Origin of the sequence: Corynebacterium genitalium ATCC 33030 (genome assembly GCF_000143825.1) — a bacterium.
Taxonomy (GTDB): Bacteria; Actinomycetota; Actinomycetes; order Mycobacteriales; family Mycobacteriaceae; genus Corynebacterium; species Corynebacterium genitalium.
The window spans coordinates 405,794-420,303 of sequence record NZ_CM000961.1 but is presented as its reverse complement, the minus strand read 5'-3'; the positions used below and the strand labels follow the sequence as shown (position 1 = coordinate 420,303).

The window sequence follows — 14,510 nt, the reverse complement described above, 5'->3', positions numbered from 1 at the left end:
AAAACCAGAGAACCGAGATAACCAGCACAAAACCCAGGAAACAAGAACAACCAGCACGAACCAAGCAAACAACTCTCAAGACACACCGTCATCAGAAAAGGAGACACGATCATGACTGCAGCCATCATCAATCCCACCGAGAACAACATCCAGTCCGCCCCGATGGGCCTGCGCGGGGCCGTCGATAAGCTCAACGCCGCCACGCTGCGCGCCTACGCACGAGCATCCCAGCGTGGAGCCGAAAGTGCCGCTGCCCTGCGCAACGAGCGCGGAATGTCCACCATCGAATACGCCATGGGCAGTCTCGCCGCAGCCGCGCTCGCCGCGGTGCTGTACATGGTGATCAACGGCGACGGGGTGGTCAGCGCGATTGAGGGCATCATCACCGACGCGCTGTCCAACACGCCGAGCTAGGTGGGGGTGGCGCTGATGAGAAAGGTGCTCGCCGCTGACCGCGGTTCCGTCACGATCGAGGCCGCGCTGTCGCTGGCCGTGCTGGTCACGGTGGCTGCGGCGATCGTGGCGGGGATCTCCACCATGGCCTCCTACATCACGGCTGTGGACGTCGCGGGTGCGGCGGCGCGCTCCCACGCCATCGGCATCACCTACACCCCGCCGCGGGACGGGATCAGCGTCACTGTCACCGAGGATGCCGAGGTCGTGCGCGTGACGGCGGAGGTCCCCGCGACTATCCGCCCGATGCGCGCTACCGCGGTGTATCCGGTGGAGTTCCGCTGATGCGCACGCTTATCGACGACCGCGGCCACGCCACCATCCTCTCCGCCTCCATCGTCGCTGCCGTGGTCAGCTTGGCAATGGTGGTGGCCGGCCTGGTCAGCCACACCGCCGGCACGCACCGGGCGCAGGTGGCGGCGGACCTCGCTGCCGTCGCCGGGGCAACTGCGCTCTACACGGGACATACCGCGTCGCAGGTGTGCTCCACTGCGGAGAGAACTGCGAGCTTGAACGACGCGGAGGTACGCACCTGCACGATCGACGGTGCGGATGTGATCGTCACCACTGCCGTGCGCACGGCGGGTGGGGCGAGACATGCCGAAGCGACGGCGCGTGCCGGGCCGCTGTGACCGCGGTGCTGCCGGGCCACCGGTAGCCAGGGGCTCAGCGCACGCGGTCGCTCAAACCAGCTGTCATGGTGACCAGCGCGCCTAGTACCTTCAGCGCGCCCGCTTTATCCAGCGGCTGGTTTCCGTTGCCGCACTTCGGCGATTGCACGCACGAGGGGCAACCAGTAGCGCATCCGCAGGACTTCACGGCGTCGTAGGTCGCGGCAATCCACTCGTGGAAGCGGGCGTAGCCCTCGTCCGCGAAGCCGGCGCCGCCGGGGTGGCCGTCGTACACGAACACGGTGGGCAGCATCGTGTCCGGATGCAACGCGGTAGACACCCCGCCGATGTCCCACCGGTCGCAGGTGGCTAGCAGGGGCAGCAGGCCGATCGCGGCGTGCTCTGCGGCGTGCAAGGTGCCAGGCACGTCGCCGGCAGCGATACCCAGCTCGTCGAGCACGACCGGGTCGATCGTGTAGGCCACCGCCCGTGTGACCAGGGTTTGCGGTGGGAAGTCGAGGGGGATGTGCTCGGAGGTGGTGCCGTCGGAAAGCTTGACGACGTACCCCGTCACCCGGTCCGTGACCTCCACATCCACGCTGGCCACCCACAACCCAGGCGAGGGGTTGACCTTGTCCACCGTGCCGATGACAGCGATGTCCGTGGTGGACCGCGCCATCGTGGAATAGTCGGGCATCTCCGGGCGGGCGAGCGCGACGTAGCCCTCCAGGTCGAGCTCTTCAATGACGAAGAATTCGCCCTGGTGGACGTAGACAGCCCCGTCGTGCACCTGCGACATGGCGCGGTCGGAATCGACGGTGCCCAGCAGGCGCCCGTCGGTGACATCGACAATCATGACCTCGTCACCCGTGCCGCCACGCAGGCTCACCGAGGCATGCGCCGACTCCGGCGTGATGGGCCCGTCCAGCTGCGGCACGGCGAACCAGCCCTTGGCGCGGCGACGCAGGAAACCCTGCTCTTCCAGCTCGGCGACGGTGCGGGCGATGCTGTCGCTGGCTGCCGCCTCATCGGGCGTGAGCGGCTTTTCGACGGCCGCGCAATACACATGCCCCCGCAAAATGAACGGGTTCCACGGGTTGAACACGCTATTCTCCACCGGCCGGTCCAGAAGCGCCTCGGGGTGGTGGACTAGGTAGGTGTCCATCGGCTCGTCGCGGGCAACCATGACCACCAGGGACGACTGCCCGCGCCGTCCGGAACGGCCCGCCTGCTGCCGGAAGGAGGCCACGGTGCCGGGGAACCCCGCCATGACCACGGCGTCGAGCCCGCCGACGTCGATGCCGAGTTCCAGCGCGTTCGTCGTGGCCATGCCGAGCACGTCACCGTTGTCGAGAGCCCGCTCCAACGCGCGACGGTCCTCAGCAAGGTACCCAGCGCGGTAGGAGGCGATCCGCTGGGCGAAGTCGGCCCGGCCGGCGGCAACCAAATCCTCAGCCGCGCGCATCGCCACAATCTCGGCAGCGCGCCGGGAGCGCACGAACGTCAGCGTGCGGGCACCGGCCCCGACCAGGTCCGCCATGATCGTGGCTGCTTCTGTGGTGGCGGCGCGGCGGACGGGGGCGCCGTTCTCGCCCTCGGCACCCTCGATGAACCCCGGCTCCCACAAGGCGAAGGTGCGTTCGCCGGTGGGGGCGCCATCCTCTGTCACAGCGGTCACATCGCGGCCGGTCAGACGGGACGCGTGGACGGCGGGGTCAGCGGCCGTTGCAGAAGCACACACGAACACTGGCCGCGACCCATAGGCCCGGGCGATTCGGTCTAGGCGGCGCAGCACCAGCGCGACGTTGGCACCGAAAACGCCGCGGTAGGAGTGGCATTCGTCCACCACGACGTACCGCAGGTGGCGCAGCAGACGGGCCCACTTCGGGTGGCCGGAGAGGATGCCGGCGTGCAGCATGTCGGGGTTGGTGAACACGAAGCGGGTGGTCTCCCGCACCACGGGACGAGCCTCGGTAGGTGTGTCTCCGTCGTAGGGTGCGGGGTTGATAGGGGCAGAACCAGCCCCACCCAACACCGGATGACCCTTAATGAGGGTATTCACCGCCATCAGCTGATCCGATCCCAGCGCCTTCGTCGGCGTCAGGTAGATCGCGCACGCGGTCGGATCCTCCGCCAGCGTTGTCAAGACAGGCAGTTGGTAACCCAAAGATTTGCCTGATGACGTCCCGGTAGCTACCACGACATCGCGGCCGTCCCGCGCGAGTTGGGCGCATTCGGCCTGGTGGGAAAACGGGAGGGTGATGGAAGCGTCGATAAGCGTCGTGCGCAGCGCCTCATCTGTCCACTGCGGCCATTCGACATGGCGCGCGGGGCGTCCGGGGACGGTGCGCGCATGCGTGATGGTGCCCTGCGGGCATGCGCGAGTGAGCCCTTCGAGCAGCTCTTGGGCCATCACATCCATGCGGATCCCTCCAACGGTAATTAGGCTACGGAAAACTTTTCGGCTCGCCCGGCGTGATTGGCCAAGTCATGGCACACTGGTCGGTGGTCGCAGATTGTGTGCGCCTTACCGGGTGCTCGCGAGCTCCAAGCATCTACGAAAGGTTAACCACAATGGCAACAGGAACTGTGAAATGGTTCAACGCCGAAAAGGGCTTCGGCTTCATCGCCCCTGATGACGGCTCTTCTGACGTTTTTGTCCACTACTCCGAGATCCAGGGCAGCGGCTTCCGCACCCTCGAAGAGAACCAGCAGGTCGAGTTCGAGATCGGCGAAGGCAGCAAGGGTCCGCAGGCACAGCAGGTCCGCGCGCTTTAACGCTTATCGACGGTCAAAAACGGCGCCCCACTCGGGCGCCGTTTTTGCGTGTGCGGGCCTCTTAGATCACTGAGACACCGCGCCGGACATCGCGCCAGTCCCACAAACGTGACTGCAGGCGCTGAATGCCCAGGCCAACCAGCGAGCCGAGGATCACACCGACGATCATGGCCAGCAGCGGGAAGTCCGACAGGATCGTGCCGCCGAGGTACCCCACGCCAACGCCGATGAAGACCCACAGCACGACGCCGATGGTGTCGTACAAGAAGAACTTGAACCAGCTGAAGCGCACCGAGCCCAGCAGAATCGTGGCCACCCACCGCGCCCACGGGATGAACCGTGCCACGATGATGGTGACAGGCCCGTGCTGGTTCATATTGTCCCGCACCCATTCGATGGCGCGACCAGCGTTGGAATCCGGATCCAGGCGGTTGACAAAGTGGATCAGTTTCCCGCCCAGCATGAAGCACAGGTTGTCGCCGATCAGCGCGCCGATCATGGCGGCGCCGATGACCCATTTGACGTCCGGCACACCCTGGGAGGCGGAGAAGGCGCCCGCCAGGTTGAGGACGGTTTCGCTGGGGACGAGCGGGCACAGCGCGTCCACAGTGATGAGCAGGCCTAGCAGCGGATAGAAGATAGGCATGGTCATCAACTGCTCCAAGAATTGGATCAGCGAATCGATCATCTCAGCCATGTCAGGAAAGTGTACTTCGCGTGGAACTTATTCAGGGAAGTTTTCATGATCAGTCACAAAGACCTTATATTCCGTGGTAGTTGTCATAGAGAATGAGCTCGAGAGGTTTAAGGAGTCACCCGGCGTGACGGATAACGGCAAAACACTGGTCATTGTGGAGTCACAGACCAAGGCGAAGAAGATCCAAAAATACTTGGGCGACAACTACTTCGTTGAAGCATCTGTGGGCCACATCCGCGACCTGCCCGGCCGCGCCGCTGACATTCCCGCCAAGTACAAGAAGGAAACGTGGGCCAAGCTCGGAGTGAACCCCGAGGACGGCTTCCAGCCGATCTACGTGGTCAGCCCCGACAAGAAGAAAAAGGTCACCGACCTTAAAGACAAGCTGAAGCGCTCCGACAAACTGTTGCTGGCAACAGACCCGGACCGTGAGGGCGAGGCCATTGCCTGGCACCTGCTCGAGGTGCTCAAGCCGAAGGTGCCGGTAGAGCGCATGGTGTTCAACGAGATCACCGAATCCGCCATCCGCGAGGCCGCCGAGAACACCCGTGAGCTGGACATGGACCTCGTCGACGCGCAGGAGACCCGCCGCATCCTCGACCGTCTCTACGGCTACGAGGTATCGCCCGTGCTGTGGAAGAAGGTCATGCCGCGCCTGTCGGCGGGCCGCGTGCAATCGGTAGCCACGCGCGTGATTGTCGAACGTGAACGTGAGCGCATGGCTTTCGTCTCCGCCGAATACTGGGACGTGACCGCCACCTTGAACGCGGGCAGCGGCGGGGCCGCCAACCCGGACGACTTCGACGCGAAACTGTCCACCATCAACGGGACGAAGATCGCCCAGGGTCGTGATTTCAACGACCGTGGTGGGCGGAAGAATGATGTGGTGGTTGTCGTCGATAAGCAGCGCGCGGAAACGCTCGCTGAAGGTTTGACCGGCCAAGACCTGACGGTTGCCAGCGTGGAGTCGAAGCCGTACTCCCGCCGGCCGTACGCCCCGTTCATGACATCGACGCTGCAGCAGGCCGCGGGTGCGAAGTTGCACTTCACATCGGCGCGCACAATGCGCATCGCGCAGCGCCTGTACGAAAACGGTCACATCACGTATATGCGTACGGACTCCACATCGCTGTCGAAGCAGGGGCTCGATGCCGCACGCAACGCCGCCCGCGAACTGTACGGGTCGAACTACGTGACCGATCAGCCGCGCCGCTACGACCGCAAAGTGAAGAACTCGCAGGAGGCGCACGAAGCGATCCGCCCCGCCGGCGAGCGATTTGCCACCCCCGGTGAACTCGCGAGCGCCCTCGACACCGAGGAGTTCAAGCTGTACGAGCTGATCTGGCAGCGCACCGTCGCCTCCCAGATGGAAGACTCCCGCGGCACCACGATGACCGTCGTGGTCGCGGGCCAAGCTACCGACGGTACCGACGTCGAGCTCACTGCCTCCGGCCGCACGATCACCTTCCCGGGCTGGCTGCGCGCCTACGCCGACACGCAGGACAACAAGGAAAAGCACCTGCCGCAGCTGTCTGAAGGCGACGCGCTGACCGCCCGCGAGGTCACAGCTGACGGCCACTCCACCAACCCGCCGGCGCGCTACACAGAAGCGTCGCTGGTGAAGAAGATGGAGGACCTGGGCATCGGCCGTCCGTCGACGTACGCGTCCATCATCAAGACCATCCAGGACCGCGGTTACGTGGCCACCCGCGGCAACGCGCTGGTGCCCACCTGGGTCGCGTTCTCCGTGGTGGGGCTCATGGAGCAGAACTTCGATGCGCTCGTGGATTACGAGTTCACGTCCTCGATGGAGGACGAGCTCGACGAGATCGCCCAGGGCACCGAGAACCGCACCGAGTGGCTCACCGGCTTCTACTTCGGCGACGCCGAGGCATCCGACACCACCGCCGAGGCTGTGGCGCGCCGCGGCGGCCTGAAGCACATCATCGAGGCTAACCTCGAGGCGATCGACGCCCGCAAGGTCAACTCACTCGAGCTCTTCCGCGACGAGGAAGACCGCCCCGTCTACGTCCGCGTTGGCCGCTACGGGCCGTATTTGGAGCGCCAGGTCGGCGTTGGGAGCGACGGTGAGCCGGAGTTCCAGCGCGCCAACCTGCCCGAGTCGACCACCCCGGACGAAGTCACCCAGGAGATGGCGGAAAAGCTCTTTGCTACCCCGCCGACCGGCCGTGAGCTGGGCCAAAACCCCGACACCGGCCGCATGATCGTGGCCAAGGAAGGCCGCTACGGCCCCTACGTCACCGAGCTTGTGCGTGATGACGAGCGTGCCACCGCCGAAGCCCACGCCCAAGAAGTCATCGCCGCCGAGCGCGCCGAGGAAGACGCCCAGCGCGCGGCCGAGGGCAAGCGCGCGAAGAACTGGGAGACGAAGACCGCGGAAGCAGCGCGCGTCAAGCGCACCGAGCAGCTTATCGACGAGCAACTCAAACCCGCCACCGCCTCCCTGTTCTCCTCCATGGAACCGTCGACGGTGACGCTTGAGGACGCTCTGAAACTGCTTTCCCTGCCCCGCGAAGTCGGCGAGGACCCCTCCGACGGTGAGATGATCACCGCCCAGAACGGCCGTTACGGCCCGTACCTGAAGAAGGGCAACGACTCTCGCTCGCTGGCCAACGAGGACCAGATCTTCACCGTGACGCTGGATGAGGCCCGCCGCATCTACGCCGAACCGAAGCGCCGCGGCCGCGCCGCCGCTCAGCCGCCGCTGAAGGCGCTTGGCGACAACGACGTCTCCGGCAAGCCCATGACCGTCAAGGACGGCCGCTTCGGCCCCTACGTCACCGACGGGGAAACCAACGCCTCGCTTCAGCGCGGCGACACGCCCGAAACCATGACGGACGCCCGCGCCAACGAACTGCTCTCGGCCCGGCGCGCCCGCGAAGCCGAGGACGCTGCCGCCGGCGGGGCGAAGAAGGCCACGAAGAAGAAAGCCTCCAAAAAGAAGGCCTCGAAGAAAGCTGCGAAGAAGCCGAAGCAGACCACCAAGCGTGTGGTGAAGGCGGGCACGCGCAAGAAATAGCGCGGGGCTGGCGCGTGGAGGGTGCGGCCGCGCCCTCGCCGAGGGTGAGGCGCGGCTAGGCGCTGTCCGCCATCGTCGCGCGCACCGGGCGGGCAAGCTGCGTCATCTTGTTGCGGCCGCGCAGCTCGATCGACTTCATCACGGTCCAGCGCGCCTGCTCGATCTCGTTGGCGCTCTTCAGCGTCGAGGTGTTGGTGAGCACGCGCCCCGGCGTGTCCTTAGCCACCTCGGTGAGACGGGCGGCGGTGTTCACGGCGTCACCGATGACGGTGTACTCGAAGCGGTCCTGGCCGCCGACATGCCCGGCGACCACGTGGCCGCTCGCAACGCCAATACCGGCGTCGAGCTCGAGTCCGCGCAGCTCTTGGCGCAGCTCGCGTGCGGCCTGGAGGGCGTGGGAGGCCGAGTCTGTCACCGCCAGCGGCGCACCGAAGACAGCCAGTGCCGCGTCACCCTGGAATTTGTTGATCACGCCCTTGTTGCGGTGCACCACGTCCACGACGATCTCGAAGAAGGCGTTGAGGGCCTCCACGACCTCTTTAGGGGAGTGGTTGACGGCGAAGTTCGTCGAACCGATGACGTCGACGAACACGACGGCGACCTTGCGGTCCTCGCCGCCGAGCTCCGGCTTCTCCTCGAGGGCCTTCTGGGCCACCTCGGAGCCGACGTACTGGCCGAAGATGTCGCGGACGCGCTCACGCTCGTTGAGCCCGCGCATCATTTCGTTGAAGCCGGCTTGCAGGACGCCGAGCTCGGAGCCGTCGTAAATAGGCACCTGCGTGTCCGTCTCACCGCGGCGCACTCGGTTGATCGCCTGCTGGAGCTCCTTGATCGGGTCGACGACGTTCATGACGGCGAACGCGGTGCCCGCCATGCCGGTGAAGATCGCGGTGCCCGCCAGGGCACTTACCGACGGCAACAGCTCACCGGGGGTGTCTTCGAAGAACCCGTAGTACTGGGCGGCCAACAGGAACAGAATGCCCAGCAGCGGCACGCCCGAGGTCATGAACCAGGTCATGTACAGACGCTGCTTGATCGGAGGTTCCAGAGTGGAGTCCTCGTGTTGCCGCGCCAAGGTCGACGCCGCCACGGGGCGCACGAGGCGCTCCGCCTGGACGAAGGTGAGCACGCAGGTGACCAGGCCCGCCATGAGGGTGGAGATGGCGACGACGAGGGCTAAGGAGCCGTCGTAAAGCGCCGTGGCTGTCGTGGCAATGATGATGCCGAGGAGCCAAATCACCCCGACCACGAGTGTCTGCAGCACCGGAATGCGGAGCACAAGGCGGTAGACACTGCGGGCGTCGAAATCGTCGGGGCGCCGCTCGTACAGAAGAACTGGCCGGAACAGCATATAGGAGACAGTGCCGCCAAGGATGACAGCGACAACAAGATAAACGACCGCCAGCGGCCCGAAGACATTCGCGACATCCGCCAAATACTCCGTGCCCTGCATCGGGATGAGGTAACGGACGAAGAACATGATCGCGATCGCGCTGACCACGTTGGTGAACAGCAGCACGGAAGCATACAGAGGCCATGGTGTGCCCATGAGCCACTTCACGCCGCGCCAGATTCTTTCCACGTTCACCTACTCTACGTCGGGGGTAGGTGAAGAGTGGACAAGCCATCGCGGAGCGGGCCCAGGGTGGTGTTCGGGAGGGGTTGTAGGCTGGTGAGCGTGAGTGAGCTGAGCGTTCCGGAGAGGCTGGCGGGAACCCCGTCGGTGCGTGAGACCATCCTCGGCGCCGCGGCGGCCGCACGCGGGGTGCCCGGCGCTGACCCGCACGCGATGACGCACTCCTGGTTGTTCACTGGCCCGCCGGGGGCAGGACGGTCGACAGCGGCTGTGGCGTTCGCAGCGGCGCTCGTGTGCGAATCGCCCGCGGACGCACTCGGTTGCGGGCACTGCCAAGCCTGCCGGGACGTCTTCGCCGGAGCACACACGGACGTGGTGCACATCGTGCCGGAGGGCATGACCATCAGCATCGACACGGTGCGCGACACGATCATTCCTGCAGCGACACGCTTACCGACGGTCGCGAACTGGCGCGTCATCATCATCGAAGACGCCGACCGCTTCTCCCGTGAGGCCCCCGAGGCGATCCTGAAGACCGTGGAGGAGCCGCCGGAAACCACCGTCATCATCATGTGCGCCCCGTCCACCGACCCGCAGGACTTCTCCGTGACCCTGCGGTCGCGCTGCCGCCACCTGTACGTGCCCGCCCCGTCCGTCGACGAGATCGTGCGCATCCTGGTTTCCGAAGAGGGCGCGGCGGAGCCCGACGCGCGGCTGGCCGCTGTCACGTCGCTGCGCCACATCGGCCGAGCGCGCCGCCTGGTGAACTCGGATGCGTCGCAGAAGCGCCGGGCGGCCGCCATCAACATCGCCGAACTCGTCTTCCACGGCGACCAGGCCTTCCAAGGTGTGGCGGCGTTGGTGAAGTCCGCAGACGCGGAGGCGAAGGATGCGTATGCCTCGTCCGACGAGGAGGAGCGCAAGCGGCTCGAAAACGCCCTCGGCATGGGTGCGAAAGGCAAAGGCGCGGCGAAGGCGCTGCGCGGCACGGCGTCCTCGCTCAAAGAGCTCGAAGCTGCGCAAAAGGCGCGCGGTACCCGTCGCCTGCGCGACGTGCTCGACCTCACCCTGGTGGACCTCGCCGGGATCTACCGCGACGCGATGATCACCAGCAGCGGGGGAGGAGTGCCCCTGGTGCACCCTGACTTTGAGGGGCTATCCACAGAGATTGCCAACCACGCCGACCTGGCGGGCATCACGGAGTGCCTCGACGCCGTGGCCGAATGCCGCGCGCGCCTGCACCAGAACGTCATGCCCGTCATCGCCTTCAACGGCATGCTCGGGCGCATCCGCATCGCGTGCGGAGTGAGCTCAAGTCCCCACCCCGCCGCTGAACTGCAGTTTTGTGCGGGGGTGCGCGTCGATTATGCTATCGGTTCGGACCTTTAAAAGTCCCCGCCGCCTTAGCTCAGTCGGCAGAGCATCTCACTCGTAATGAGAAGGTCGCGAGTTCGATTCTCGCAGGCGGCTCCACCAAAAGAACAGCTTAACATCCGTTTTAGCTGTTCTTTCCTCTCGTCTTCGCGGTCTCGCGTTGTCCCCAGTTGTCCCAGGTTGTTTCATTTATTTGCGTGCACACAACGCGCACGCGCCCCGGTGGCTCGGCCGGAGAGGGCAGCGATGAGGGGGTGAGTTAGAGGGTCGTGCAGTCAGGACGACCCCCCGCGTCACTGCGGGGCACACCAATACGGGGGTAAGGTGAAGCCCTTGGATATCGCCAGCTCGCTTAGAGAAACTGCAGGTTGAAGCACACTAGGCAATTCGTAATGGCAAGTTTGTTTGCCGCGCTGCATGGTATTTCGCTATTGTAGAAAGCAACAGCACCCCCAACGCCTCTCAACGATGCGCCTCATGGGGGCCCTTTCTTTTTGTAGGAAATGACGATCATGAGAGCCATCCCATTTTTGCCCCCGCAACAGCAAGAGCAGTTTCTCAGGGATCGGCAGATGATCGACCACGCTACACTGTCGTCTGACGACAAGGAGTGGCTGCGAACTGTAAACTTCCACTTCCTTATGGGGTACGCACGTCACTACCGCAACCTCACTGACAGCGGGTATTTAGACGGTCCCAAACGATTTGCCGACATTCGTGCGCTAGTTAACGCAGAAGCGGACCTTGCAACCTTCCTCACTCCATGGATGCGCCGGGCAGAATGGCATATCCGTGCTGTCACGGTTAAACACTTCTGCAGTGCTCAAGGAACCGGAGAGGGTTATCTTGATCCGTCCTCGTGGTTGACCCGCGGCGCCGCGGCAACAGAACGACTGCAGATCACTATGCTTCGGGACATCCTCCGTCACGGTGAGCCATACGTCACGGACGAGATCAAGGCCCGCGCGAAAGCACAGGGAATGGATGTACCACGGTGGTGCGATCAAAATAATGTCCAGGACGTTACGGACCTGGTCCGAGACTTGCCGTTCTGGTCGATCGTCGACAGCTTCACTGTGGGCACCATCGGAAAGTTCCTGCGATACTGCGGCTGCCAGCGCGGAGGAACTGAGCTGGTCAATGACCTTGTCGCACGAGAACTTAATGTTCCAAAGCGTGCGTTCAACATCACTGTGGAGTGCTTCGGAATTACCCGCAACTTGGTCTTTCATCACCAGCGACTCTGGATGCGCCCCATGCCCAAGAGCCCCGGCTTCTCCAACGAGCTTGATCGCCGTTATTCAACAGGCGGATTCAAAACCACTAACAAGCAGGCACACTTCATCGCGCTGGCAAGCATCGCGCAGCTCTTGCCGGACGCTGAACGAGAAACCTATCTCAATGCGCTTGACAAGTTCCTTGACGAGCGTCCGATGTTCAAAATGGGGATAGTATCCCCACCTTTCGCACAGTATAGGCCGAATACCAACTAACCCGCATCCGGCACCGCGCGCAGGCCATCGCGCCGGGCGGTGCGTTCGGCGTGGCGTTTAGCTCGGGCAGCGTCGCGTTCGCGTTCGGCGGCGAGGTAGGCGTCCATGGCGTTCGACAAGCTCGAAACACGGCTCGATGCGACTGAAGCCTAGCAGCGCGAGACCTGCGCAGAGCTTCAGGTAATCCAGTCCCATGCCGGCGATCTGCGAAATGCCTTGCGGCAAGCGCTCGCCTGGATCGCGGAAGCACTCGAACATTTTCCACACCCAACACGATCGCAACCCCACCGGCTCCCGACTTGGACTCGTGTCAAGCACTCATTGATTCCCCGCCGAGGGCAAGATGTCCGCCGCACTGACCTAGCGCGCTACGTCGCCGTGCCGAGGCGATTCAACCGCCCAGCGCGCACAGAGCGCGCACGTCCGCGTAAGTGAAGGTCACGACCATAAAGCATTGTCCTCGTAAGGGGAAGGTCGCGAGTTCGATTCGCGCAGGCGGCTCCATTAAAACACCAGCTAGAACAACGTTTTAGCTGGGGGTTACGCCGTGTCACAGGTCGGACTTCTCCGCATGCTTCTCCGTGGCTGGGGCCGTGTTTTCATGTGTCTTCTGGTTCAGCCGGTAGTACACCTGGCGGCGCACGTGCGCGACCACGTCGCCTTCCTCATCGGTGATGTCCACGTCGAACCAGTGGAGATACTTGTCGCCTCCAGCGGTCTTTTCCTTGATCAACGCATAGGTTTCCTCGGGGATGCGCATGTCGGCGGTGATCTTGCCGCGGCCGGGTTTGAGGAATTTGATCTCTCCGCCGGTGTCCCAGATTTTGTAGTCCTTGCCCAGGCGGTGCATGGAGGCGAGCATGTAGAACGGGTCCGTCATTGCGGACATGGTGCCGCCGAAGGCCACACCCATCGCGTTCTTGGTCAGCATGTTGGGCTTGTGGGAGACAATGACCTGGGTGCCGTCGTCGGTGAACTCCTCGATCTTGATGCCGGCGCCGAGCAGCGGCGGCCAGAATCGCATGAAGTGCTTGAGTTGGCGGGCAGAAAAGTGGGCCATGACGAAAGCTCCGTTCGTAACCGTAATGAGCGGGCTGGAAACGGAGCTAACTATACGCGCGCTTAATCGTCGCGGCGGGACTCCGGCAGGAAGCGCGCGACCACCTCGCCCGTCGGGTTGCGGGAGAGGGAGTCGACGAAGTTGACGTCGCGCGGGATGGAGTGGTGGGCGAGCTTGTCGCGCACCCAGTCGCGCACGGCGTCGGCGGTGAGGGAACGGCCGTGGTCATCGTCGGAACGCACGACCCACACGGCGACGCGCTTGAAGGTTTCTTCGTCGTCGACGCCACCGGCGTACACGTCGGCGACACCCGGCATCGGCTCGAGGGTCTCCGTCACCGACTGCGGGTGGACGTTCTCGCCGCCAATGATGATCATGTCGTCGTTGCGGCCCAGCACGTGGAGGCGGCCTTTCTCATCGAAGTATCCGCGGTCGCCCATCTCGATGAGCTTGCCGATCATCACGATCGGCGTGTTCGGGTTGGAGTACCTCTTCAGGGCAGTCTCGTTGTTGAGGAAGATGCGGCCCGGTTGGCCTTGGGGGACTTCGTTGCCGTCGTCGTCGAAAAGCTTGACTACGCTTCCTGGCACCACTCGCCCCGCCGCTGTCGGGTGCTCCGCGACCTCCTCGGCGGTGGCCACGGCGGTCAGCGACAGGGAGGACGTGTCATAGTCGTCGCTGTTCGGCAAGTCGAGCATCTGTTTGTAGAAGATCGGGGATGAAATCAGCCCGTCGACCTTGAAGTCCTGGATTTGCTGCATCGTCTTCGCCGGGTCGAACTCGCGCTGCATGACAATGGTTGCGCGCGACCCCAACGCCACGTTGAGTGTCGACCAGCCCCACGTGTGGAACATCGACGCGGATTGCAGCAGCGTCTGGTTGGAATACCACGGCACCGCCGACAACAAGCCGGTGAGAACATAAGGGACCTTCGGCTCGTTGCGCAGGATCCCCTTCGGGATGCCGGTCGTGCCAGACGACATGAGCACCAGGTCGCCTTGTTTGGGGATCAAAGGCAGGCGCGGCAGTTTCTCGTTGCTGACCAGCAGCTTATCGACGCTCGTAGCTCCCGAAACAGTAGCCACTGGGCGACTTTGCGGGATCCGTTGCGGAGATCGCGGTAGGACAGGACCCCTGAGTCGTCGATAAGCGCGTTGCGGTGCGGACAGCAGCGCGCACCCTGTTCTACCTCGCGGGCGGTTGTGATGCCCCAGCGTGGGATGTCGCCGAAACCGCGGATGAAGACCCCTGGGCCGCCCTCGAAGCCGACAATGCCGCGACGGGCGATCAGCGATACAAGATCCAGAAACGCTCCGACCTGCTGGATCGGGGTGTAGCTGACTCGGTTGGACATCCGGGTTCCCTTCTGCAGGCTAGGACAAGCGTGCGTAAGCTACTGGCAGCGAATTCTCACTTGATTAGGCTATC

Annotated in this window: 13 protein-coding genes and 1 tRNA gene; 8 read left to right on the top strand and 6 right to left on the bottom strand. The window is 64.0% G+C overall.

All coding sequences use genetic code 11. The features are described 5' to 3' along the window. Nucleotides 1-204: 204 nt before the first annotated feature. From HMPREF0291_RS02000 to HMPREF0291_RS01990, 3 genes are read left to right on the top strand one after another with little or no spacing between them, the layout of a single operon-like run. Nucleotides 205-414 (top strand): DUF4244 domain-containing protein, encoded by a 210-nt coding sequence (locus tag HMPREF0291_RS02000; protein ID WP_040423996.1) that lies wholly within the window; start codon nucleotides 205-207, stop codon nucleotides 412-414. Between the two features lie 15 nt (nucleotides 415-429). Continuing rightward, nucleotides 430-738 carry a hypothetical protein gene (locus HMPREF0291_RS01995; RefSeq protein WP_040423995.1) on the top strand — a complete coding sequence of 103 codons (309 nt, stop codon included), beginning with the start codon at nucleotides 430-432 and terminating at the stop codon, nucleotides 736-738. Continuing rightward, nucleotides 738-1,085 carry an Rv3654c family TadE-like protein gene (locus tag HMPREF0291_RS01990; protein WP_005287163.1) on the top strand — a complete coding sequence of 116 codons (348 nt, stop codon included), beginning with the start codon at nucleotides 738-740 and terminating at the stop codon, nucleotides 1,083-1,085. Before HMPREF0291_RS01995 ends, HMPREF0291_RS01990 begins: the two co-directional genes overlap by 1 nt. Nucleotides 1,086-1,119: 34 nt before the next feature. Here HMPREF0291_RS01990 and HMPREF0291_RS01985 read toward each other — a convergent pair whose 3' ends face one another. Further along, entirely contained in the window at nucleotides 1,120-3,486 is a 2,367-nt protein-coding gene (locus tag HMPREF0291_RS01985) for a DEAD/DEAH box helicase (protein WP_005287160.1), read from the bottom strand. Between the two features lie 152 nt (nucleotides 3,487-3,638). Between HMPREF0291_RS01985 and HMPREF0291_RS01980 the strand changes: the two genes are divergently transcribed. After that, nucleotides 3,639-3,842 carry a cold-shock protein gene (locus HMPREF0291_RS01980; RefSeq protein WP_005287157.1) on the top strand — a complete coding sequence of 68 codons (204 nt, stop codon included), beginning with the start codon at nucleotides 3,639-3,641 and terminating at the stop codon, nucleotides 3,840-3,842. 61 nt (nucleotides 3,843-3,903) lie between these two features. Here the strand turns inward: HMPREF0291_RS01980 and HMPREF0291_RS01975 are convergent, their stop codons facing one another. After that, nucleotides 3,904-4,539: a DedA family protein gene (locus HMPREF0291_RS01975; RefSeq protein WP_005287145.1), complete on the bottom strand. Its 636-nt coding sequence runs from the start codon at nucleotides 4,537-4,539 to the stop codon at nucleotides 3,904-3,906. 124 nt (nucleotides 4,540-4,663) lie between these two features. On the opposite strand from HMPREF0291_RS01975, the gene topA reads away from it, so the two are divergent. Beyond that, nucleotides 4,664-7,579: a type I DNA topoisomerase gene (gene topA / locus HMPREF0291_RS01970; protein WP_040423432.1), complete on the top strand. Its 2,916-nt coding sequence runs from the start codon at nucleotides 4,664-4,666 to the stop codon at nucleotides 7,577-7,579. Nucleotides 7,580-7,634: 55 nt separating this feature from the next. On the opposite strand, the gene HMPREF0291_RS01965 is transcribed toward topA, so the two are convergent. Next, entirely contained in the window at nucleotides 7,635-9,161 is a 1,527-nt protein-coding gene (locus tag HMPREF0291_RS01965) for an adenylate/guanylate cyclase domain-containing protein (protein WP_005287141.1), read from the bottom strand. 96 nt (nucleotides 9,162-9,257) lie between these two features. Between HMPREF0291_RS01965 and HMPREF0291_RS01960 the strand changes: the two genes are divergently transcribed. The 3 genes from HMPREF0291_RS01960 to HMPREF0291_RS01950 all read left to right on the top strand — a co-directional run bounded on the left by HMPREF0291_RS01960 (nucleotide 9,258) and on the right by HMPREF0291_RS01950 (nucleotide 12,022). Beyond that, nucleotides 9,258-10,544 (top strand): DNA polymerase III subunit delta', encoded by a 1,287-nt coding sequence (locus tag HMPREF0291_RS01960; protein ID WP_156774780.1) that lies wholly within the window; start codon nucleotides 9,258-9,260, stop codon nucleotides 10,542-10,544. An 8-nt stretch (nucleotides 10,545-10,552) separates the two neighbouring features. Continuing rightward, a tRNA-Thr gene (locus HMPREF0291_RS01955) sits at nucleotides 10,553-10,628 on the top strand. Nucleotides 10,629-11,041: 413 nt separating this feature from the next. Continuing rightward, nucleotides 11,042-12,022 (top strand): Abi family protein, encoded by a 981-nt coding sequence (locus HMPREF0291_RS01950; protein WP_040423993.1) that lies wholly within the window; start codon nucleotides 11,042-11,044, stop codon nucleotides 12,020-12,022. Between the two features lie 550 nt (nucleotides 12,023-12,572). Here HMPREF0291_RS01950 and HMPREF0291_RS01945 read toward each other — a convergent pair. The 3 genes from HMPREF0291_RS01945 to HMPREF0291_RS12045 form a co-directional block, all read right to left on the bottom strand. Next, nucleotides 12,573-13,082, bottom strand: coding sequence for a DUF4442 domain-containing protein (locus tag HMPREF0291_RS01945; RefSeq protein ID WP_005287133.1), 510 nt, complete (start codon nucleotides 13,080-13,082; stop codon nucleotides 12,573-12,575). Between the two features lie 62 nt (nucleotides 13,083-13,144). Then, nucleotides 13,145-14,167, bottom strand: a complete 1,023-nt coding sequence (locus HMPREF0291_RS01940; RefSeq protein WP_005287131.1) for a CoA ligase — start codon at nucleotides 14,165-14,167, stop codon at nucleotides 13,145-13,147. Further along, nucleotides 14,092-14,436 carry a hypothetical protein gene (locus tag HMPREF0291_RS12045; RefSeq protein ID WP_005287127.1) on the bottom strand — a complete coding sequence of 115 codons (345 nt, stop codon included), beginning with the start codon at nucleotides 14,434-14,436 and terminating at the stop codon, nucleotides 14,092-14,094. The genes HMPREF0291_RS01940 and HMPREF0291_RS12045 overlap by 76 nt, the downstream gene beginning before the upstream one ends. Between the last annotated feature and the right edge of the window lie 74 nt (nucleotides 14,437-14,510).

Excerpts from the sequence above, each read along its gene's own strand:
- HMPREF0291_RS01980 (WP_005287157.1), top strand. The coding sequence starts at position 3,639 with ATGGCAACAGGAACTGTGAAATGGTTCAACGCCGAAAAGGGCTTCGGC.
- HMPREF0291_RS01995 (WP_040423995.1), top strand. The coding sequence starts at position 430 with ATGAGAAAGGTGCTCGCCGCTGACCGCGGTTCCGTCACGATCGAGGCC.
- HMPREF0291_RS01975 (WP_005287145.1), bottom strand. The coding sequence starts at position 4,539 with ATGGCTGAGATGATCGATTCGCTGATCCAATTCTTGGAGCAGTTGATG.
- HMPREF0291_RS01985 (WP_005287160.1), bottom strand. The coding sequence starts at position 3,486 with ATGGATGTGATGGCCCAAGAGCTGCTCGAAGGGCTCACTCGCGCATGC.
- HMPREF0291_RS01990 (WP_005287163.1), top strand. The coding sequence starts at position 738 with ATGCGCACGCTTATCGACGACCGCGGCCACGCCACCATCCTCTCCGCC.
- HMPREF0291_RS01950 (WP_040423993.1), top strand. The coding sequence starts at position 11,042 with ATGAGAGCCATCCCATTTTTGCCCCCGCAACAGCAAGAGCAGTTTCTC.
- HMPREF0291_RS01945 (WP_005287133.1), bottom strand. The coding sequence starts at position 13,082 with ATGGCCCACTTTTCTGCCCGCCAACTCAAGCACTTCATGCGATTCTGG.
- HMPREF0291_RS12045 (WP_005287127.1), bottom strand. The coding sequence starts at position 14,436 with ATGTCCAACCGAGTCAGCTACACCCCGATCCAGCAGGTCGGAGCGTTT.